General features: G+C 67.1%; 22 protein-coding genes. 10 read left to right on the top strand and 12 right to left on the bottom strand.

Annotated features, from left to right (window positions below; genetic code table 11):
• Positions 1-83: 83 nt before the first annotated feature.
• Entirely contained in the window at positions 84-1265 is a 1182-nt protein-coding gene (locus H7A87_RS04275; RefSeq protein WP_115676178.1) for a UbiH/UbiF family hydroxylase, read from the bottom strand.
• Complete coding sequence (gene ubiH, locus H7A87_RS04270) at positions 1262-2470, bottom strand: 2-octaprenyl-6-methoxyphenyl hydroxylase (protein ID WP_115676176.1); 1209 nt, start codon at positions 2468-2470, stop codon at positions 1262-1264. The genes H7A87_RS04275 and ubiH overlap by 4 nt, the downstream gene beginning before the upstream one ends.
• A 286-nt stretch (positions 2471-2756) precedes the next feature.
• Between ubiH and H7A87_RS04265 the strand changes: the two genes are divergently transcribed.
• From H7A87_RS04265 to H7A87_RS04225, 9 genes are all read left to right on the top strand, one after another.
• A complete protein-coding gene (locus tag H7A87_RS04265) occupies positions 2757-3335 on the top strand; it encodes a hypothetical protein (protein WP_119129662.1) in 579 nt (192 codons plus the stop codon).
• A gap of 1 nt (position 3336) precedes the next feature.
• Positions 3337-3894 (top strand): cob(I)yrinic acid a,c-diamide adenosyltransferase, encoded by a 558-nt coding sequence (locus H7A87_RS04260; protein ID WP_115676171.1) that lies wholly within the window; start codon positions 3337-3339, stop codon positions 3892-3894.
• A gap of 37 nt (positions 3895-3931) precedes the next feature.
• A complete protein-coding gene (locus H7A87_RS04255) occupies positions 3932-4840 on the top strand; it encodes a histone deacetylase family protein (RefSeq protein ID WP_104584989.1) in 909 nt (302 codons plus the stop codon).
• Positions 4841-4965: 125 nt separating this feature from the next.
• Positions 4966-7398, top strand: a complete 2433-nt coding sequence (gene lptD / locus H7A87_RS04250; protein ID WP_104649451.1) for an LPS-assembly protein LptD — start codon at positions 4966-4968, stop codon at positions 7396-7398.
• The gene (locus H7A87_RS04245) at positions 7395-8786 is read left to right on the top strand and encodes a peptidylprolyl isomerase (RefSeq protein ID WP_104584983.1); all 1392 of its coding nucleotides are present in this window, start codon (positions 7395-7397) and stop codon (positions 8784-8786) included. Before lptD ends, H7A87_RS04245 begins: the two co-directional genes overlap by 4 nt.
• A gap of 4 nt (positions 8787-8790) precedes the next feature.
• Positions 8791-9759 (top strand): 4-hydroxythreonine-4-phosphate dehydrogenase PdxA, encoded by a 969-nt coding sequence (pdxA, locus tag H7A87_RS04240; RefSeq protein WP_119129661.1) that lies wholly within the window; start codon positions 8791-8793, stop codon positions 9757-9759.
• 113 nt (positions 9760-9872) lie between these two features.
• Positions 9873-10661: a 16S rRNA (adenine(1518)-N(6)/adenine(1519)-N(6))-dimethyltransferase RsmA gene (rsmA, locus tag H7A87_RS04235; RefSeq protein WP_104584976.1), complete on the top strand. Its 789-nt coding sequence runs from the start codon at positions 9873-9875 to the stop codon at positions 10659-10661.
• Between the two features lie 36 nt (positions 10662-10697).
• Positions 10698-11081 (top strand): Co2+/Mg2+ efflux protein ApaG, encoded by a 384-nt coding sequence (gene apaG, locus H7A87_RS04230; protein WP_104532996.1) that lies wholly within the window; start codon positions 10698-10700, stop codon positions 11079-11081.
• 28 nt (positions 11082-11109) lie between these two features.
• Complete coding sequence (locus H7A87_RS04225) at positions 11110-12072, top strand: symmetrical bis(5'-nucleosyl)-tetraphosphatase (RefSeq protein ID WP_119129660.1); 963 nt, start codon at positions 11110-11112, stop codon at positions 12070-12072.
• A 73-nt stretch (positions 12073-12145) separates the two neighbouring features.
• Here H7A87_RS04225 and H7A87_RS04220 read toward each other — a convergent pair whose 3' ends face one another.
• The 7 genes from H7A87_RS04220 to H7A87_RS04190 form a co-directional block, all read right to left on the bottom strand.
• Positions 12146-12640 carry a dihydrofolate reductase gene (locus tag H7A87_RS04220; RefSeq protein ID WP_119129659.1) on the bottom strand — a complete coding sequence of 165 codons (495 nt, stop codon included), beginning with the start codon at positions 12638-12640 and terminating at the stop codon, positions 12146-12148.
• Positions 12641-12706: 66 nt separating this feature from the next.
• Positions 12707-13501, bottom strand: coding sequence for a thymidylate synthase (locus H7A87_RS04215; RefSeq protein ID WP_104649447.1), 795 nt, complete (start codon positions 13499-13501; stop codon positions 12707-12709).
• Positions 13498-14388 carry a prolipoprotein diacylglyceryl transferase gene (gene lgt, locus H7A87_RS04210; RefSeq protein ID WP_119129658.1) on the bottom strand — a complete coding sequence of 297 codons (891 nt, stop codon included), beginning with the start codon at positions 14386-14388 and terminating at the stop codon, positions 13498-13500. Before lgt ends, H7A87_RS04215 begins: the two co-directional genes overlap by 4 nt.
• A gap of 54 nt (positions 14389-14442) precedes the next feature.
• Positions 14443-14934: a TPM domain-containing protein gene (locus H7A87_RS04205; protein ID WP_164739960.1), complete on the bottom strand. Its 492-nt coding sequence runs from the start codon at positions 14932-14934 to the stop codon at positions 14443-14445.
• Positions 14934-15833 carry a TPM domain-containing protein gene (locus tag H7A87_RS04200; protein ID WP_119129657.1) on the bottom strand — a complete coding sequence of 300 codons (900 nt, stop codon included), beginning with the start codon at positions 15831-15833 and terminating at the stop codon, positions 14934-14936. The genes H7A87_RS04205 and H7A87_RS04200 overlap by 1 nt, the downstream gene beginning before the upstream one ends.
• A gap of 27 nt (positions 15834-15860) precedes the next feature.
• Positions 15861-16493 (bottom strand): LemA family protein, encoded by a 633-nt coding sequence (locus H7A87_RS04195; RefSeq protein ID WP_104649654.1) that lies wholly within the window; start codon positions 16491-16493, stop codon positions 15861-15863.
• A 258-nt stretch (positions 16494-16751) separates the two neighbouring features.
• Positions 16752-17132 (bottom strand): diacylglycerol kinase, encoded by a 381-nt coding sequence (locus tag H7A87_RS04190; RefSeq protein WP_104533011.1) that lies wholly within the window; start codon positions 17130-17132, stop codon positions 16752-16754.
• Positions 17133-17451: 319 nt separating this feature from the next.
• On the opposite strand from H7A87_RS04190, the gene H7A87_RS04185 reads away from it, so the two are divergent.
• Positions 17452-18153: an SGNH/GDSL hydrolase family protein gene (locus H7A87_RS04185; protein ID WP_119129655.1), complete on the top strand. Its 702-nt coding sequence runs from the start codon at positions 17452-17454 to the stop codon at positions 18151-18153.
• Positions 18154-18382: 229 nt separating this feature from the next.
• Here the strand turns inward: H7A87_RS04185 and H7A87_RS04180 are convergent, their stop codons facing one another.
• From H7A87_RS04180 to H7A87_RS04170, 3 genes are all read right to left on the bottom strand, one after another.
• A complete protein-coding gene (locus H7A87_RS04180) occupies positions 18383-19654 on the bottom strand; it encodes a HAMP domain-containing sensor histidine kinase (RefSeq protein WP_104586222.1) in 1272 nt (423 codons plus the stop codon).
• A gap of 144 nt (positions 19655-19798) precedes the next feature.
• The gene (locus H7A87_RS04175; RefSeq protein ID WP_002811889.1) at positions 19799-20512 is read right to left on the bottom strand and encodes a response regulator transcription factor; all 714 of its coding nucleotides are present in this window, start codon (positions 20510-20512) and stop codon (positions 19799-19801) included.
• Between the two features lie 104 nt (positions 20513-20616).
• The gene (locus tag H7A87_RS04170) at positions 20617-21285 is read right to left on the bottom strand and encodes an arylesterase (protein ID WP_180496888.1); all 669 of its coding nucleotides are present in this window, start codon (positions 21283-21285) and stop codon (positions 20617-20619) included.
• Positions 21286-21288: the final 3 nt, after the last annotated feature.

Raw genomic sequence — 21288 nt, 5'->3', positions numbered from 1 at the left:
CGTATGGAACATGCTGCCTGCGCTATAAGCGCATCGACATACAAAGACGGGGCCGACGACGGTGGCGTCGGCCGGCATGTCGGTCACGCGCTGCCGGAGGCGCGCTTCCACAGCACATCCACCAGCGGCGGCAACCTGCCGGCCAGCCCGAGGACCGACCCGCGCAACAGCGTCAGATGCATCTCGTCGTTGGAGAACACCGTGTTGATCGCATCGAAGCCATAGGCGGCCACGGTGTTCTCGCTGCGGCGGGCGCGTGCCCAGCGCTGCAGCCGATGCGGGGCGGCCCAGTCCGCACGCTTTGCCAGCGCATGGCGCACCTCCGCGCGCAACGCGGCGACATCGCGCAGGCCCAGGTTGACGCCCTGCCCGGCCAGCGGATGCACCACGTGCGCGGCATCGCCCAGGGTCAGCACGCGGCCGCTGACGTATTGCTCCACCAACTGCCGCTGCAGCGGAAACGCTGCACGTGCAGACACCACGCGCACCTGCCCCAACCGCGCCGCGAAGGCCTGGGTCAGCTCGCGCGCGAAGTCGGCATCGTCCAGTGCCAGCACGCGCGCGGCCTCGGCATCCGGCAAGGTCCATACGATCGAACTGCGGCCATCGGCGAACGGCAGGAATGCCAGCGGGCCGGTGGTCAGAAAGCGCTGCCAGGCAGTGGCCTGATGCGGCTGCTCGGTCTCCACGAAGGCAACCACGCCACGCTGCGCGTAGGCATGCCGCGACACCGGCAGGCCGGCGAGCTCGCGCAAGGTCGATGCGGCGCCATCGGCAGCGATGGCGACCGCCGCTTCCAGGCGGCTGCCATCGTCCAGGCGCAGGCGCACGCCGTGTGCATCCTGTTCCAGCTCGACCACGCGTGCCGGGCAATGCACCTGGATGCCGGCCGCATGCACCGCCGCCCACAGGCGATCGACCAGCACCGCGTGTTCGATGATCCAGCCCAGTTGTTCGCGGCCCAGGGTATCCGCGTCGAAGCGCAGTTCGCCGCCACCGCCGGCGTCCCAGACCCGCATGCGCCGGTACGGCTGCACGCGGGCAGCGCGCACGGCGGCCCATACGCCCAGGCTGTCGAGCAGCGCGGCATTGTCGGCAGCGAAGGCATACACGCGCAGATCGGGCTGGTCGGCCCGCCAGCGCGCGGGTTCGCGGCCTTCGACCAGGGCCACGCTCAGGCCGGCATCGGCCAGGGCCAGCGCGCAGGCGGCACCGACCACCCCGCCACCGACGATCAACGCATCGCGGCTACCACGGCGGCTCATGCCACGCCCCTGCACAACTGCGGCACATCGCCACGGAACCCCATCGCCCCGCCGACCAGCATCGACTGCAGCGGCGCCGCCTGCGAGGTCGCAAGCAGGCCGAGGCTGCGCAGCGGCCGCAACAACGGCGCCGGATTGCCGGTGAGCCGCGCCAGCCCGCTGGAAAAGCCGATGGTCTGTTCGCGGTCCACGCGTCGGCGTGCCAGGTACTCGGCCAGCAACGCGCCCGCACCGGCATCGCGGCGATCGTGCTCGATCAATTCGGCCAGTGTCAGCGCATCGCGCAAGCCGAGGTTGAAGCCCTGCGCGCCGATCGGATGCAGTGTCTGCGCGGCGTTGCCCAGCAGCACCACGCGCTCGGCGACCAGCGCGTTGGCCAGCACCTGCACCAATGGATATGCGCTGCGCTCGCCGCTGGCGACAAAACGCCCGGCGCGCCATCCGGCTGCCCGCTGCAATCGGGCAAGCCAGCCGGTCTCGTCGAGCGCGGCCACCGCCTCGGCCTCGCCGCGCGCCACGCAGTGGATCGCGCCGTAATGGCGGTCGCCGCGCGGCAACAGCGCGGTCGGCCCATGCGCGCCGAAGCGCTCCCACGCGGTGCCATCCGGTGGGCGGGAGGCGCGCACCCGCGCCACGAACAAGGTCTGCAGGAAGTCGTGCGCGTCGCTGCCGATATGCAGCAGCTCGCGCACTGCGCTATGGGTGCCGTCGGCGCCGACCACCAGCCGTGCCTGCACGCGCTGCTCGCCGTCATCGGTGGCGATCCGCAGCGTGCGCAGACCGTCCTGTACCGGCTCGACCCCGATGCAGCGTGCCGGGCGATAGCGGCGCAGCCGGGTCAGCTCGTCCAGGCGGGCCTGCAACGCCTCGCCGAAATCGCGCGCTACCACCACCTGGCCGAAGCTGTCGCGGCCGTAATCGGCCGCGTCCAGCTGCACGCGGCCAAAGTCGCCGGCGCGGCTGACGTGGATGCGCCGGATCGGGCCGGGCGCGCTGCGCAGCTTGGCCATCACCCCCAGCACGCCCAGCGCATTGACGGTGGCGGCGGCAAAACTCAGGTTGCGCTGGTCGAACACCGCTGGCGGCGTGCCGGCCGGGGTGGCTTCCACCAGCCCGACATCCAGGCCGATGCGGTCCAGCGCAATCGCCAGGCTGGAGCCGACCAGGCCGCCGCCGACGATCAGAACGTCATGTGGATGTGTCATCGCCACATGATAAGCCTTCGCCCATGACCCGTTGCCGCGTCCGGGTGGGACAGCTTGCCGCGCCCGGGCCGGCGTAGCGCGGCCGGCTGCTCACCCAGGTCCGCTGCCCGACCCTTGCCGCTGCAGGGCACACCCAGGCGCCCACCGGTCTGCATCCGGGGTGGGCGGCGGCAACGGCAGCGCTGCCACGGTCGCTTGCGCCAGCCACTCCCGCAGGACCGCCAAGGCGCGGGCGTGCCGGGTTCCACGCTACACTCGCCAGCCTGTGATCCGGCCACCTCCGCGCATGACTCCTCGCTCGCACGACACCCTGATTTTGAGCCTGCTTGCCGTCCTGATGGCGGTCACGCGGATCAATCACTTCGCGCCGGTCCCGGACGCGTCCTGGGCGGTGTTCTTCATCGGCGGCTTCCATCTGGCTGCGCGCACCAGGCTGGCCTTCCCGCTGCTGATGCTGCTGGCAGTAGCGGTGGACTGGCTGGTGATCACCCGCCAGGGCCTGAGCTTCTGGCAGCACTACTGCGTATCGCCGGCGTACTGGTGCCTGGTGCCGGCGTATTTCGCGCTGTGGGCCGGTGGGATGTGGTTGCGCCGGCAGTACCACGGCGCGCAATGGAGCGCGCTGGCCAGGCTGGTGCCGGCGCTGTTGCTCTCCGTGGCGCTGTGCCAGTTGATCGCCCAGGGCAGCTTCTACTGGATCAGCGCCAGCGTGGCCGAGCCGACCGTGGCCGGCTGGTTCAAGAACTACAGCGACTGGCTGGGGCCGTATCTGCGCAGTGCCGCGCTGTATGTGGCCGCCGCCGCGGCGATCCAGATGGCAGCCGAGCGCCTGACCAGCGCGCCCGGCCAGATCCAGGCCGGCTGAGATGGGCAACCGGCTCTCGCGGATCTATACGCGCACCGGCGACGACGGCAGCACCGGCCTGGGCGACGGCAGCCGTACCGGCAAGGACGCGTTGCGCGTCAACGCCTATGGCAGCGTGGACGAGGCCAACTCGGCCATCGGCGTGCTGCTGGCCGCCCCCGGCGTGCCGGAACCGGTTGCCGAGCTGCTGACCACCCTCCAGCACCAGCTGTTCGATCTGGGCGGCGAGCTGTGCATCCCGGGCCATGCGGCGATCGATAGCGCCGATATCGCTGCACTGGAGCGCCAGCTGGATCTTTTCAACGACACGCTCCCCCCGCTGAAGGAGTTCATCCTGCCGGCCGGTGGCGAGGCCGCCGCGCGCTGCCACCTGGCCCGCACCATCGTGCGCCGGGCCGAGCGCGAGACCGTTGCGCTGTCGCGCCAGGAGACCGTGCGCGGCGAGGCGATCGGCTATCTGAACCGGTTGTCGGACCTGCTGTTCGTGCTGGCGCGCGTGCTGGCGCGTGCCGATGGCCAGCAGGAAGTGCTGTGGCGGCACGACCGCCGGCGCGGCTGACCTGCACATGGCACGGCGGACAGGCTAGATTTGCCCTATGTTGGTCTTTACCCATCCCGCCTGCCTCGGTCACGACGCCGGCCCCGAGCATCCCGAGCGCCCCGCCCGTCTGGAAGCGGTACTGGAGGCGCTGCGCGACGCCTTCCCGGACCTGGACTGGCGCGAGGCGCCGCTGGCCAAGCTCGGCGACCTGTGCCGTGTGCACGAGCGCGAACAGGTGGATGCGGTGCTGGAAACCGCCTTCGACGGCCACCATCGGCTCGACGTGGACACCGTGATGTCGCCCGGCTCGCGCGCGGCGGCATTGCGCGCGGCCGGCGCCGGCGTCGCCGCGGTAGACGCGGTGATGCAGGATGCCACCCGGACCGCCTTTTGCGCAGTGCGCCCACCCGGTCACCACGCCACCGCGCAGGTGTCGATGGGCTTTTGCCTGTTCAACAACGTCGCCGTGGCCGCCGCGCATGCGCGCGACCGGCATGGGCTGGAACGCATCACCATCGTGGATTTCGACGTCCACCACGGCAACGGCACGCAGGCGATCTTCGAGCGCGACCCGGCCGTGCAGTATCTCAGCACCCACCAGTCCGGGCTCTATCCGCACTCGGGCAGCGTTTACGAGCGCGGCATCGGCAACATCCACAATCTGCTGCTGCAGCCAGGCAGCGACGGGCTGCGCTTCCGCAATGTGTGGGAAGACGAGATGCTGCCGCTGATCGACGCCTTCCGCCCGCAGCTGATCCTGATCTCTGCCGGCTTCGATGCGCATCTGCGCGATCCGCTAGCCGATCTGATGCTCGATGCCGACGATTTCGCCTGGCTGACCGGCGCGCTGCGCACCCTGGCTGACCGCCATGCGCGTGGCCGGGTGGTGTCCATGCTGGAGGGCGGCTACGACCTGCAGGCCTTGCGCGAGAGCAGCGTGGCGCACGTGGCCGCGCTGCGGTGAACCCCGACGGCGCGCTGCTTGCGCCCCCATCGCGATGAACCTCGCCCCCCCGACCCGGGAGCTCTTCATTGCCCCTATGCGGGGTATGCGGCAAGCTAGTCGCCATTTTATTGGTTGAATCACGCGTGCGCCGAGTTCTCCGCCTGCTGCCCCTGCCTTTGAGCATCGCCATCTGCCTTCCGGCCATGGCTGCCGACAAGCCGTTGAACTGGGGACTGTGCCCGGCGGTGGATCCGCTGCCCGGCTTCGACGGCGCCCCCGCCGCCGATGCCAAGGCCGCCGAAATGCGCCAGGAGTTGCCGACCGACATCGAAGGCGACCAGCTCTCCGGTACCGATACCACCCCGCAGTACCAGGGCAACGTGGCGCTCAAGCGCGGCGACCAGTTCCTGGGTGCCGACAACCTGCGCATGGACACCGAGACCGGCAACTACATCGCCGAAGGCAATGTCCGCTACCAGGACACCTCCTTCCGCATGGTCGCCGACCGCGCCGAAGGCAATCAGGACACCGACGCCCACAAGGTCACCAACATCCAGTACCAGTTGGTGGACCGGCGCGGCAATGGTGCGGCCGAATCGGTGGATCTGCAGGGCCAGGTCGGGCAGATGCACCGTTCGACCTATACCACCTGCGATCCCTCGCAGCCGATCTGGCGCGTGCGTGCGCCGGAGATCGACGTCGACAACGAAGAAGGCTTCGGCACCGCACGCAACGCCGTGCTGCAGATCGGCAAGGTGCCGGTGCTGTACTTCCCGTGGTTCAAGTTCCCGATCGACGACCGCCGCCAGACCGGCCTGCTGTTTCCGCAGTTCGGCCTGTCCGGCCGCAACGGCTTCGACTACCTGCAGCCGATCTACCTGAACCTTGCGCCGAACTACGACGCCACCCTGCTGCCGCGCTACATGAGCAAGCGCGGTTTCATGTTCGGCACCGAGTTCCGCTACCTGTACGAAGGCGGCCGCGGCGAGATCACCGGCAACTACCTGCCCAACGACGACCTGCGAAAAAAGGACCGCGGCAGCGTCTTCTATAGCGGCTATCACAACATCAATGATCACTGGCAGGCGCGCAGCAGCATCTCCTGGGTCAGCGATACGCGCTATGTGGAGGACTTCACCAGCCGCTTGAACGGCATGGGCTCGGCCTCCAGCCTGCAGAGCACCATCGGCATCTACGGTACCGGCGAGACCTGGACCGCCGGCCTGATGGCCGACCGCTGGCAGCTCACCGACTACACGCTGGACGAGCAGTCGCTGCCGTACAACCGCCAGCCGCGCGCCTATTTCACCTGGGACAAGCCGTTCGGCATCTTCGAGGCCGGCGTGTATGCCGAAGCGGTGCGCTTCACTCACGACGATTCGTACTTCGTCAGGCCCCCGGTGAACGGGAGCACCAGCGGCGATGACGATGATGACGACTATGTCCGCACCAACATCCGCAACAAGGAATATGGCAGCGGTTCGCGCCTTGACATCAAGCCCTACATCTCGATGCCGTTGTCCGGCGCGGCCTGGTTCTTCACTCCGACCGTTGCATGGCGTTACACCACGTACCAGCTGGATTCCACGCTGGCCAACACCGCGCCGCTGACCGGTGATCGTTCACCCTCGCGCAGCCTGCCGATCGCCTCGCTGGATGCCGGGCTGTATTTCGACCGCGAGACCTCGGTGTTCGGCACCAACTATCTCAATACGCTGGAACCGCGCCTGTACTATTTGTACGTGCCGTACCGCGACCAGGACGATCTTCCGGTCTTCGATACCCGCCCGTTCACCTTCAGCTACAGCCAGTTGTTCCGCGACACGCGCTACACCGGTGCCGACCGCCAGAACGATGCCAACCAGCTGACCCTGGCGGTGACCTCGCGCTGGCTGCGCCAGGACGATGGTCGCGAGAAGCTGTCGCTGAGCGCGGGCCAGATCCTGTACTTCAACGATTCGCTGGTCACCATCAACAACAGCACCAATTCGGCCGCCGGTAGCGAACAACCCATCGAGCAGGGCAAGTCCGCCTGGGTGGCCGATGCCAACTACATGATCAACGACCGCTGGTCGATGGGCGCCACCTACCAGTGGAACCCCAACTCGCGCAAGGAAGACCTGGCCAGCCTGCGTACGCGCTATTTGCTGGGCAACGACGGCATTATCAATCTGGCCTATCGCTACCGCCGCAATCCGACCAACAACACCGACCAGCTCGAGCAGGCCGATTTCTCGTTCCTGTATCCGATCAACCCCACCTGGAGTGCGGTCGGCCGTTACTACTACTCGCTGCTGGATCGCAAACCGCTGGAAATGATCGGTGGCGTGCAGTGGGACAGCTGCTGCCTGGCGGTGCGCGCGCTGGTGCGCCGGTTCGTGCGCAACCGCGATGGCGAGATGGACAACTCCATCCAGTTCGAGTTCGTGCTGAAGGGCCTGAGCTCGTTCGGGCAGAACACGGACCGCACTTTGCGCCGTGCTATTCTCGGCTATTACCGCGACGACCTCTACCTGGTCCCGCCCAGCAACACCACGACTAATCCGGACGATTACGATCCGAACTTGATTCCATGACCAAGCCTTTCTCTGTTGTTCTCGCCTCGCTGCTGGTACTCACCAGCACGCTCTCGCCGTTGGCCTCGGCGCAGCAATCCCAGCCGCTGGATCGCATTGCCGCCATCGTCGACGAAGACGTGGTGCTGCAGAGCGAGCTTGATCGCGCCGTGCGCAACGTCAAGTCGCAGTACGCCGGCCGGGAGAACCAGCTGCCGCCGGACGATGTCCTGCAGCGTCAGGTGCTCGAGCGTCTGGTCCTGGTCAAGCTGCAGGTCGGCCGCGCCGATGGCAGCGGCATCCGCGTCAGCGACGAGGAACTTAACCGCGCCATCGCCAGCATCGCCCAGCAGAACGGCACCACCGTGGACGGCCTGCGGCAAAAGCTGGCGGCCGACGGCATGGGTTATGGCGACTTCCGCGCCTCGGTACGCGACGAAATCATCGTGCAGCGGTTGCGGCAGAGCTTTGCGCAGAGCCGCATCAGCGTGAGCGAAGGCGAAGTGGATACCGCGCTGGCGCAGCAGGCCACCACCGGCAGCCAGTACCACCTGGCGCACATCCTGGTGGGCCTGCCGGAAGGCGCAACCGCCGATCAGATCGCCACCGGCCAGAAGAAGGTCGATGGCGTCAAGGCATTGATCGACAAGGGCGAGCTGGATTTCTCGGCAGCCGCGGTACGGTATTCCGATAGCCCCAATGCGCTGGAAGGCGGCGATCTGGGCTGGCGCAGCCTGGATGAAATCCCGAACGCATTCGCCCAGTTGATCCGCGACATGCAGCCTGGCCAGGTGGCTGGTCCGCTGCGTGGTCCGAGCGGTTTCCAGCTGCTCAAGCTGGTGGAAATGCGCGACGCCAATGCCGGCGGCGAGAAGAAGCTGGTCACCGAGTACAACGCCCGCCACATTCTGGTGCGCATCGGCGACAACCAGACCGAAGCGCAGGCGAAGGCCAAGATCGACACGCTGCGTGCGCGCATCACCGGCGGTGCCGACTTCCAGGCCGTTGCGAAGGAGTCGTCCGAAGACACCAACAGCCGTGGCCAGGGTGGAGATCTGGGCTGGTTCCCGGCCGATGCGTTCGGCCCGGACTTCGGCAAGCAGGTCGAAGGCCTGGCCGATGGCGCCGTGTCCGAGCCGTTCCGCACCCAGGCGGGCTGGCACATCGTGCAGCGCGTGGGCAGCCGTCAGACCGACGTCAGTGCCGAGAGCCAGCGTGCGCAGATCCGTGAAACGATCGGCCGCCGCAAGCTGGAAGAAGAGTACAACCGCTACCTGCAGGAGCTGCGCGGCGAAGCCTACGTGAGCTTCCGCACCGGCGACCGCGCCGATGGCGATGCCACTGCGGCACCAGCCAAGCCGGCCGACCCTGCCGCACCGACCCCGCCGCCGGCACAGCCGACGCGCTGATTCGATGCTCCCGTCGCTCGCGCTGGTGCCAGGCGAGCCGGCCGGGATCGGGCCGGAACTATGCGTCCGGCTCGCCCAGCGGCCGCGCTCGGACGCCCACCTGGTCGCCTACGCCGATCCGGACACCCTGCACAGCGCCGCAAAGGCGCTGTCCTTGTCTGTGCGGTTGCTCGATCCGGACCAGCGCGCGCGTGCGCCCGGCGACCTGCCGGTGCATCCGATCCGCCAGGCCGTGGCGACCCGCTTCGGCACGCCCGACCCCGCCAACGCGGCAGCGGTGATTGCCGGCCTGCGTGGCGCCGCCGGCGACTGCCTGTCCGGCAGGCTGCAGGGCATCGTCACCGGCCCGGTGCACAAGGCGGTGATCAATGCCGGCGGCATTCCCTATACCGGCACCACCGAGCTGCTGGCCGAACAGGCGGGCTGCCCGGTGGTGATGATGCTGGCCAATGCCATCGTGCGCGTCGCCCTGGTGACCACCCATCTGCCGCTGCGCGCAGTGGCCGATGCGATCACCGCCGACACCGTCACGCGCTGCCTGCGCATCACCGACGCTGCACTGCGACGCGACTTCGGCCTGGAACGCCCGCGCATCGCGGTGCTTGGCCTCAACCCGCATGCCGGCGAAGACGGGCACCTGGGCCGCGAGGAACTGGACATCATCATTCCGGTGCTGGAGCAGCTACGCGGCGACGGCATGCAGCTGATCGGCCCGCTTCCGGCCGATACCGCATTCTTGCCGCAGAAGCTCACCGGTTTCGATGCGGTGGTGGCGATGTATCACGATCAAGGCCTGCCGGTGCTCAAGTACAGCGGTTTCGAGCAGGCGGTCAATATCACGCTCGGCCTGCCCTATCCGCGCGTAGCGGTCGATCACGGCACCGCGCTGGAGCTGGCCGGGCGCGGTCTTGCCGACCCGTCCAGCCTGATGGCGGCCACCGAGCTATGCGCGCGCCTGGCGAAACGCGACTGAGCAACGGCGATTGCCGCGCTCAACGGTGCGCCGCGTGCACGCAGCCCGTCTGTCGCGTCTTGCAGGCGCAGAACCGGCACCGCGTGCAGGCGCTGCCACGTTAAACTGCGCGCATGAATCATTCTTTCAGCGCACCGGCCAAGAAGTCGCTTGGCCAGCACTTTCTTGCCGACCGGTATTACATCGACCGCATCGTGCAGGCGGTGGACCCGCGCGCCGGCCAGCACCTGGTCGAAATCGGCCCTGGTCAGGGCGCGATCACCTTTCCACTGCTGCGCAAGCACGGCGCCCTGACCGTGATCGAATTCGACCGCGACCTGATCGCCCCATTGACCGAGGCGGCCGCACCGATCGGCGCGCTGAGCATCATCCATCGCGATGTGCTCAGTGTGGATTTCACTGCGCTGGCCGATGGCACGCCGATCCGCTTGGTCGGCAACCTGCCCTACAACATCTCCTCGCCGATCCTGTTCCATGCGCTGGACCATGCCGCAGCGGTGGCCGACATGCACTTCATGCTGCAAAAGGAAGTGGTCGACCGCATGGCCGCCGGCCCCGGCAGCAAGGTGTACGGGCGATTGAGCGTGATGCTGCAGGCGTATTGCGAGGTGACCGCACTGTTCGTGGTGCCGCCGGGCGCATTCCGGCCGCCACCGAAGGTGGACTCGGCGGTGGTGAGGCTGGTGCCGCGCGATCCGGCCACGGTGCTGATCAGGGATCGGCGGCGCTTTGCCGACGTGGTGCGCGCCGGCTTCGGCCAGCGTCGCAAGACCCTGCGCAATGCCTTGTCCAACGTCTGCGAGCCCGCCCATTTCGAGGCCGCGCAGGTCCGCCCGGATGCACGCGCCGAACAACTCGAGGTCGCGGATTTCATCCGTCTGGCCAATGTCGAGCTGGCTTGAGCGCCGCTCCCACACGGTTTTCTTTAGACTTTCCGCATGCACGATGATCCACGCTACCGGGTCGAGGTCGAGGTGTCGCCCCGCTTCCTCGCCCATCAGTCGACCCCCGACGAAGGCCGCTATGCCTTCGCCTACAGCATCCGCATCCAGAACGCGGGCGCCGTGCCCGCGCGCCTGGTCGCGCGTCACTGGCAGATCACCGACGCCAACGGACGCACCGAGCGGGTGGATGGCGAAGGCGTGGTCGGCGAGCAACCCTGGCTGCGTCCCGGCGAGGCGTTCAGTTATACCTCCGGCGTGCTGCTGGAGACCGAGCAGGGGCAGATGCAAGGCCACTACGACATGGTGGCCGACGATGGCACCGAATTCACCGCCCCGATCGCCGCCTTCGTGCTGAGCGTACCCAGGACGCTGCACTGATGGATGCTGGACTGATGGAGCGCACGCGATGAGCGTCTGGGCAATTGGCGATCTGCAGGGGTGTTACGACATCACCCAGCAGTTGCTGGAAAAAATCAACTTCGATCCTGCGCAGGACACCTTGTGGTTCTGCGGGGACCTGGTCAACCGCGGCGGTCAATCGCTGGAAACGCTGCGCCTGGTGCATTCGCTGCGCGCACATAGCGTGGTGGTGCTGGGCAACCATGATCTGTCGCTGCTGGCGATCGGCGCGCGCTCGGAAGAAGAGCAGCGCAAGGTCAATCCGGATCTGCTGCGCATCGTGCTGGCCGAAGACCGCGACCTGCTGCTCGACTGGCTGCGGATGCAGAAGCTGGCACACGTGGACCGCGACCTGGGCTGGATGATGATCCATGCCGGGCTCGCGCCGAAGTGGACCACGCAGATGGCCGAGAAACATGCACGCGAGGTCGAGCAGCAACTGCAGGGCGGCGGCTACCGCAAACTGCTGCGCAACATGTACGGCGACCAGCCGGGCTGGTCGCCGGGCCTGAGCGGGTACGACCGCAGCCGCGCGATCATCAACCTGTTCACGCGCATGCGCTATTGCACACCACGTGGGCGCATCGCCACCGACGACAAGGGCACGCCGGGGACGCAGGCGCAGGGCCTGTATCCGTGGTTCGAAGTGCCGGGCCGGGTCGAGCGCGACCTGAAGATCGTCTGCGGGCATTGGTCCGCGCTCGGGCTGACCATCACCCAGGGCGTGCATGCCATCGATACCGGCGCGGTGTGGGGCGGCAAGCTCACCGCGCTGCAGCTGGATACCGACGAATTGCGCGTGGTGCAGGTACCGGGAATCCCGATCACGCAGCCGACGCAGGCCGCGCAGCGCAACCGGCCACCGCGCCGGCGGCAACGCCAGCGCGGTGGCGGCGGGGACCATGCGAACGCGAGCGCCGGTTCCACCGCTGCTCCCGATACCGCCCCGCCCACTCCTGCTGCTGACTGAGCTGAGAGACGGGTCTGGTCAGGCGAATCGAACCAAGCGCTGAGCCACCCGCGCTTCAGTCGAAGCACACGCCTCAGCGTCGCCGATAGTCCACGTAGTCGAATGCGAAGGCATGACGGGCATCGGCCGCATGCGGTTCGCGCTGCACGGCTTCCCACACGGCCGGGTCGATCGGCGGAAAGTAGGTGTCGGCCTGCTCCACGCTGGTGTCCACGTCGGTCACCGCCAGCAGGTCGGCACGTTCCATGGTCAGGCGATACACCTCGCCGCCACCAATGACGCACAACTCCTGTGCGCCGGCCGCCTCGGCCTGCGCAATCGCGGCATCGACCGACGTCACTGCCTGCATGTCCGCAAACGGCACCTGCCCCGCACGTGTCAGCACCAGGTTCAAACGCCCCGGTAGGGCACGTCCCAACGACTGCGCAGTCTTGCGCCCCATCAGGATCGGCTTGCCCAAGGTCAGCGCCTTGAAACGCTTCAGGTCGTCCGGCAATTTCCACGGCAGCTCGTTATTGCGGCCGATGGCGTTGTTGCGGTCGAAGGCGACGATCAAGGTCAGTTTCATGCAGCAGACGATATCCCTTCGAGCATCAAGGCAACGTGTGGCCTCACGCGGCCGGCGAAGCGCCGCCTACACCGCCACCGGTGCCTTGATCGCCGGATGCGGGTCGTAACCCTCGATGGCGATGTCGTCGAAGCGGAAGGCGAACAGATCGGTCACGGCAGGATTCAGGCGCAAGGTCGGCAGCGCGCGCGGGGTGCGTGTCAGTTGCTCGCGTGCCTGCTCGAAGTGGTTCGAGTACAGGTGCGCATCACCGAGGGTATGCACGAAATCGCCCACGCCCAGGCCGGTCGCCTGCGCCACCATATGCGTCAGCAAGGCATAGCTGGCGATATTGAACGGCACGCCCAGAAAGATGTCGCCGCTGCGCTGATAGAGCTGGCAGCTGAGTTTGCCGTCGACCACATAGAACTGGAACAGGCTGTGGCATGGCATCAATGCCATCTGCGGCAGTTCGCCGACATTCCAGGCGCTGATCACCAGCCGGCGCGAATCCGGGTTGCGCTTGATCTCGTCCACCAGCCATTGCATCTGGTCGATCTCCACCCCGTCCGGGCCGGTCCAGCGCCGCCACTGCTTGCCGTAGACCGGGCCGAGATTGCCATCGGCGTCGGCCCACTCGTCCCAGATGCGGACCTGGTTGTCCTTGAGATACCCGATATTGGTATCGCCCTGCAGGAACCACAGCAGCTCGTGGATGATCGAGCGCAGATGCAACTTCTTGGTGGTGACCAGCGGAAAGCCGTCGTTGAGGTCGAAGCGCATCTGCCAGCCGAACACGCTGCGCGTGCCGGTGCCGGTGCGATCGGACTTCTCGGCGCCGTGTTCCAGCACATGCTGCAGCAGGTCCAGATAGGGCTTCACTTGCCCGCCTCCACGCCCACGGCCTGCACCCGCACCGGCTGCAGCACCGGCGCGCGGCGCGACATCGCCAGCAGCACCAGGCCCACCGCAATCAACGGCAGGCTCAGGATCTGCCCCATCGTCAGCCAGTTGAAGGCCAGGTAGCCGATCGGCGCATCCGGTACCCGCACGAATTCCACGATGAAGCGGAACACGCCGTACAGCAGCGCAAACAACCCGGACACCGCATAGCGGGCGCGCGGCTGCATCGAGAACGCCCACAGCACCACGAACATCACCACCCCTTCCAGCGCCGCTTCATAGAGCTGCGACGGGTGCCGCGCGAACTGGGTCAACGCACCGGCAACGTATTGCGCCTGGATTTGCGCTGGTGCGACATTGGCCAGCTCCGGCGCATGCGGAAAGATCACGCCCCAACCAGCCTGGGTGAACTTGCCCCACAACTCGCCGCCGACGAAATTGCCCAGCCTCCCGAAGCCCAGCCCCAACGGGACCAGCGGCGCCACGAAATCCATCACGTCGAAGAAGTGCAGCCGATGCTTGCGCGCCCACAACCCGCAGGCGATCAGCACGCCCAGCAGGCCGCCGTGGAAGCTCATGCCGCCTTGCCATACCTTGAACAGGATCAATGGGTTGGCCAGCAAGCTGTCGAACGCATAGAACAGCATGTAGCCGATGCGCCCGCCCAGCACCACGCCGAGCATGCCGTAGAACAACAGGTCGGAAAATCCGTCCATGTCCACACCCGGCAGGCGGCCGCGCAGGATGCGCGAGCGCCCCAGTGCCCAGGCAGAGAAGAATGCGGCCAGGTACATCAACCCGTACCAGTGCACCTGCACCGGTCCAAGCGAGAAGGCGATGGGGTCGATGGCGTGCAGATAGATCATGCGGACCGCGGATCACAAAAAAGCGAGGCGTCTATTCTGACACCTCGCGCGCGCTCAGCCTAAGAGCTGGGGACGATCGGGCAGCTCGTCTTCATGCTGGGAGCCGGGGACGGCAGGAAAATGCTCGGTCAACAGCGCGGTCACCGCCTCGATCCCGGCCAGCACCGCCGCCTCGTACTCGCCATCGCGCAGGAACTGCTGCATGCGCCGGCACACCTCGGCCCAGTGCGCCTCCGGCACCCGGCTGCGCAGGCCACGGTCGGCAACCACCTCGATGGCGTGGTCGGCCAGCAGCAGATACAGCAGTACCCCGTTATTGGCCTCGGTGTCCCAGGTACGCAATTGCGCGAAGACCTGTTCGGCGCGCTGGCGCGCGGTCTGCCCACGCCATAGCGCCTCCAGCGGCAGGTCGGCATCCACCGCCACCATGATCTGCCCGGTGTGGGTGCGCTCGCTGGCGGCCACTGCCGCGGCGATCGCATCCATGCAGCTGGCTGGAAAACTGCGCTGCGCCGAGGGCGCGAAAACGTGTCTGAGCCACCGCATCACCAGCTCCCCGAGGCGCCACCGCCTCCCGATGATCCGCCACCACCACCCCAGCCGCCGCCGCCGAAACCGCCGCGGCCACCGCCTCCAAAGCCGCCGAATCCGCCACCGCCCCAGCCACCGCCGCCGACAAAGCGCCCCGGCGAACCGGACGCCAGGCCTGCCAGCAGCCCGATCACCGCAGCGCCCGCACTGGCGAACAGCAGCGAGGTAAACAGCAAGGCAGCGCCGCCGGCCGCGACGCCGGTCAGCAATGCGCGCAGCGGCCGCGGCAGGGCGCCGAGGATGCCACGCGCCACCATCGCGACCACAAACCCGATGAACAAGGCCATGATCCAGCCACCGCCTCCGCTCGAACCATTGCCCGTGCCGGCAGCGGCGTGCCCGCTGACCGGCGCCGGCAAGGGCTCGCCCTCGATCAGGCCGGCCAGCGTCGCAGTCGCAGCGCCGATGCCGCCAGCGTAGTCGCCCTCACGGAAGCGCGGTGCCAGGTACTCCTGAATGATGCGGTTGGCGGCAATGTCGGGGATCGCGCCCTCCAGGCCGTAACCGGGCTGGATGCGCACCCGGCGATCGTCCTTGGCCACCAGCAGCAGCACGCCGTCGTCCACGCCCTTGCGACCGATCTTCCACTGGTCGAACACCCGCTGGGTGTACTGCTCGATCGCCTCCGGCTGGGTGGTCGGCACGATCAGGATCTGCAACTGCGCGCCCTTGCGCTGCTGCAGGGCCAGCGCCTGCTGCTCGAGTTGCCGGGTCTGCGTGGCGTCCAATGTGCCGGTGGTATCGACCACCGGCGAGCGCAGTGGCGGAATGGCTGCAAGGTCCTGCGCCAGCAGCGAGGCCGGCAGCAACAACAGCGCCAACATCCAGAACACCCAGCTGTGCGTTTGCCGCATTGCCTGACTCCTGCCTGGTAAGCGCTGTTACTGCGCAGGCTGCGGTTGCTGCGCAGGCTGTTGCTGCGGCGCCTGCTGATTGCCGAAATCCACCTGCGGTGCGCGTGAGATCTGCGCCTCGTTTTCCACGCTGAAGTTGGGTTTGGGCTGGTAGCCGAAGATCTTGGCGGTGATCACCTGCGGAAACGAACGGATGTAGGTGTTGTAGTCCTGCACCGTCTGGATGTAGCGACCGCGCGCCACGGTGATGCGGTTTTCGGTGCCTTCCAGTTGCACCTGCAGATCGCGGAACGACTGGTCGGATTTCAGCTGCGGATAGTTTTCGCTGACCACCATCAGGCGCGACAGCGCGCTGCCGAGCTCGCCCTGCGCCTGCTGGAACCGTTTCAGCGAGGCTTCGTCATCGGCATTGACCTGGATCTGTCCGACCCGCGAGCGCGCGTTGGTCACTTCGGTCAGCACCTGACGCTCCTGCTGGGCATAGCCCTGCACGGTGCGCACCAGATTGGGAATCAGGTCGGCACGACGCTGATACTGGTTCAGCACCTCCGACCAACCTGCCTTGACGCCTTCTTCCTTCTGCTGGATCGCGTTGTAGCCGCAACCGGACAGCGAGACGGTCAGCATCAGCAACACCAGGGCGCGAATCAGGACGGGCATGCAGGCGATTCCGTTGAAAGAGAGCCGCAGCATGCCACGCGGCGAGTCAACCCGGCATGCACATGCGCCCGCCAGGCAGCTGATCCCGGCCAGATGCGAGAAAGCCTGCAACCGCAGCAGTCACCGCTGGCTCCGTGGCGGCCGCCACGACCGCCGGCGCGCTCTGGTGCGTCGCTCGCACGAACGTCTCCACCTTCGCCGATCCAATCGCCTGCAGAAGCTGATCGGCGGCTGTGGCCTGCGCAGACGCACGGGCCGTCAGAACCACCGCGGCAGCAGTATCAGTCCCCAGCAGAGCAGCACATTGATCAACAGCAGGAACACCGCCGCCGAACCCATGTCCTTGGCGCGGCCGGCCAACACATGGTGCTCGGGGCCGTAGCGCTCGATCACCGCCTCGATCGCCGAATTCAGCAATTCGGCCGCCAGCACGATCAGCAATGGCGCCACCAGCGCGATGCGTTCCAGGCCGGACTGGCCCAGCCACAGCCCCAGCGGCGACATCACTGCCGCCAGACACACCTCCAGCCGAAACGAGGATTCATGCAGCCATGCCGCGCGCAATCCCTGCCATGACCAGATCGCCGCCTTGAGCATGCGGCGCGGACCGCGCGGCACGTGTCCCAGTTGATCGGCCATGCGGTCAGTGCTTCCGGCCGCAAGGGCATGTCTGGGGACGGCTAAAACGCATGGCGGGGTCACTGCTGAGGAAAGTGCGAATCTTGCACCGTCGTGCAGCGCACCGCCAGGGCGCTGCCACGCGGCAGAACAGCTGACGTTGGGCCTGCCGGGCCGTCAGGTGCTGCCGCATGGCGCAATCTTCGCCACAGCGTCGGTGCAGGCACGGCGAGGCGATCTGCACGCACGGCGATCGCAGGCGCTGGAAGCCATGGGTTTGCCCTGCGCTTCCAGCCTGCCGCACCATGATGGCCCGTCTTACTGTTGCAGGTTCCTTCGCATGACCAAACATCCCTTGCGCACGCTGTTGTGCGCCCTTGTGCTGTTGTCCGGCCAGCTACACGCCGCCACCCCGCACACCACGCCGCAGATACCGGCGCAGGTGTCCAATGCCGCCTGGGAAGCGGATATGCAGCACTTCGCCGACAGCGACGCGCAGCAGCCGCCCCCCAGGCACGGCATCGTCTTCGTCGGCAGCTCGTCGATCCGTTTCTGGGACACGCTGGCACAGGATTTCCCCGGCATGCCGGTGATCAATCGCGGCTTCGGCGGGTCGGAAGTGCGCGACAGCACCTGGTACGCCGACCGCATCGTGATCCCGTATGCGCCGCGCCAGGTGGTGCTGTATGCCGGCGACAACGATCTCAACAGCGGCCGCACGCCGCAGCAGGTCCGCGACGACGTGCTGGCATTCGTGACGCGCATCCGCCGCGATCTGCCCAGCGCGCGCATCAGCTACCTGTCGATCAAACCCAGCCCCTCGCGCGCCCATCTGCTGCCGGCGATCGTGACCGCCAATCGCCTGATCAAGGACGCACTCGCGCCGCTGCCGCAGGTGGACTACGTGGACGTCTACACGCCGATGCTCGATGCCACCGGCAAGCCACGTGCCGCGTTGTTTCGCGACGACATGCTGCACATGACCGCCGATGGCTATGCCATCTGGCGCAAGGCCGTGGCACCGGTGTTGGAGCAGAAGTAACGCTTGGCGGGTCGATCTGGCGTTGCACTCGCCAGATCAAACCATTGCGTCACCGATCCCGCAGAGGCACCTGGCGTCTGCGGCAGATCGGCACGGCACGCAGCCTCGTTGCCATGTGGTGGAAAACAGCAGCATCGGCAGCCGCAACCGGCGCCCTGGCGCATGCGGCGCATCTCCCTGGTCAGTGGCAGATTGCTGGCACCCACATGCCGCTACGGCCACTACTCCCTCAGGCCACCACCACCGCAACCGAGGTGCCGACACCGGACTCGCTATGCAGTTCGATCCGCCAGCCGAAGCGATCGCACAGCCGGCGCACGATCGACAGGCCCAGCCCGGTGCCCTGCGGGCGGGTGGGATCGGCGCGGAAGAACGGCTCGAACGCGCGCGCGCGCGCCTCTTCGCTCATGCCGATCCCGGTATCGCGCACGATGATGCGGTCCTGGGTGACTTCCACCTCGATGCTGCCGGTATCGGTATAGGCGCATGCATTGCGCAGCAGGTTGCTGAGCACCACGCGCATCACTCGCGGCGGGGCGAACATCTGCAGGCTGCGGTCACCGACCATCGTCAGGGACACCGGCTTGTCGCCCAGCAGCTGGCGGGCGCTATCGACTTCCTCGCTGGCCAGTTCGGCGGCATCGAAGGTCTCGCTTTGCGGGTCGATCTCGGCTTCGCGCGCCAGGATCAGGAAGGCGTCGATCACCGCTTCCATGTCACGGCCGGCGCGCTGGATCCGGCGCAGGCTGCGCTGGGTGCGTTGCGACAATTCGTCGTCGGCCAGCGCCATGTCGCTGGCCACCCGGATCACCGTCAACGGTGTGCGCAGTTCGTGGCTGGCATCGCGGGTGAAGTTGCGCTCGCGCGCGACATGGTCGCTGACCTTCTGCCCGAGCGTATGCAGGGCAGCGGCCAGCTGCCGCGTTTCACCCTGCAGGTCGGCGGGCAACCGGTCCGGTGCCAGTTCGTCGACATCCGGGTTGCGCGGATCCCACTGCGAGACGCGCCGTGCCAGCCAGCTGATCGGCGACACCAGGCGTTTGGAGATCCGGTAGGTCACCCAGAACACGCCATAGATCGCCAGCAGCACCAGCATCGCCGGCACGATTCCGAACCAGAGCGTCAGATGGGCCGCACGCGAGCGTGGGAACACCAGGTACAAACGCCCTTCCGGACGTTGATCGACATACACCAGGGCATCGGCGGCAGCCACTTCGCTGAAGCCTGGCGACAACCGCTGCAACTCCGCCGGCGCCGTGTCGCGGCCCTGGCCGGCAGGCAAGAAATAGCCCTGGATATTGCGTGTATTCGGCGGCGGGTTGTTCGGTGCGTCCTTGTGCACGCGCCAGAAATGCACCGCCTCGTCGGCCAGCACGGTCCGCACCAGGCTGTACTTGATGACGAACGACAGCAGATAGCCACCCAGCACGATCGCCAGGCTCGCCAGAGCGACCTGCAGGAGGAAGGCCAGACGTATTTTTCGTGGAAGCCCGTGCGGCATTGCTGCATCCAGGGGAGAGCGCCGGATTATAGGCAACGCTTCCGTAAGCCCGTCGTGCAGCCAGACGGCAGCGCGCGGAAACGAGCGGCGCGTGGGCGCCTACAGGAGGTGGCCGGCCGCCAGCATGGCGGCCGGCCGGCGACATCAGGCCATCGGCTGGGCGATGTCGGCAATGCGATAGCCGGCGCTCTGCACGGTGTGCAGCAGCGGGCGATCGAACGGCTTGTCGATGATCTTGCGCAGGTTGTACAGATGGCTGCGCAGGGTGTCCGAATCCGGCAACCCGTTGCCCCAGATCTCGCGCTCGATTTCCTGGCGGGTCACCACCCGCGGCGACTCGCGCATCAGGATGGTGAGCAGCCGCAGACCGATCGGCGAGAGCTGCAGCTCGGTGCCGGCGCGGGTGGCGCGCATGCTGACCGGATCGAGCACCAGGTCGGCGACCTTGAGCACTTCCGACCCGACCTGGCGGCGCTCGCGACGGATCAGGGCACGCAGGCGCGCTTCCAGTTCCTGGATCGCGAACGGCTTGGTCAGGTAGTCGTCGGCGCCGAAACCCAGGCCGGTGAGCTTGTCGTCCAGCGTGTCGCGGGCGGTCAGCATCAGCACCGGGGTGGACTTGCGTGCGTCGTTACGCAGGCGGCGGCACACTTCGATGCCGTCCAGACGTGGCAGCATGAGATCCAGCACGACCACGTCGTAGCTGTTCTCGGCGGCCAGACGGTAGCCGTCGAGTCCGTCCTGCGCATAGTCGACCTCGAAGCCACGGCCTTCCAGGTACTCGCCGATCATTTCAGAGATATTGCGGTTGTCTTCAACGACCAGCACGAGGCCGGACGTTTCCTTGGTCTGACGCATGGACTTTCCTCGGTCTTCAGCTTTGTGAAACATGCCGGATCGGCAGTGGAAAGGGCGTGAAGACCATCTAACGTTTTGTGGCGGCGCGCGATGGCCGCCGGCCGTCAACGGCCGAGCAGGGGGCGCAGCGCGGGCCACACCGTTTCCAGCACCCTGGGCTGGGCCGCAGCAGTGGGATGCAGGCCGTCCGCCTGCATCAGGCCTGGCTGAAGCGCGACCTTTTCCAGGAAGAACGGCACCAATGCGGTCTTGTACTGGCTGGACAGGTCGGCATAGGTCGCCTTCAGGCGGTCGCGATAGGCGGGGCCATAGTTGGGCGGCACATCGATGCCGAGCAGCAGCACCTTCGCGCCGGCCTGCTGGCTGAGCTGGATCATCTTTTCCAGGTTGCCCTTCAGCTGGGCCGGGGTCAGGCCGCGCAGCGCATCGTTGCCGCCGAGTTCGATCACCACCACGCCGGGGTGGTGCTTCTGCAGCAGGCCGGGCAGCCGCGTCAATGCACCGGAGGTGGTCTCACCGCTGATGCTGGCATTGACGACCGCCGGTGGCGTCGCCATGTCACGCTTGAGGCGTTGGTCCAGCAAGGTGACCCAGCCAGACTGCACCGGGATGTTGTGCGCAGCGCTCAGGCTGTCGCCGACGACCAGGATCGGGGCGGTCGCCACCGGACTTTTGGCAGAGGCAATTCCCGGCGCGAGCAGGGACAGTGTCAGCAGCCACAGGACCAGCACGCCATATCGCAGTGTTCTTTCACGCATTCGGAGATTCCTCATCGA

Origin of the sequence: Xanthomonas sp. CPBF 426 (genome assembly GCF_903989465.1) — a bacterium.
Classification (GTDB): Bacteria; Pseudomonadota; Gammaproteobacteria; order Xanthomonadales; family Xanthomonadaceae; genus Xanthomonas; species Xanthomonas euroxanthea.
Note: the sequence above shows the minus strand (reverse complement) of the source record. Positions and strands in the feature narration are given on the sequence as shown.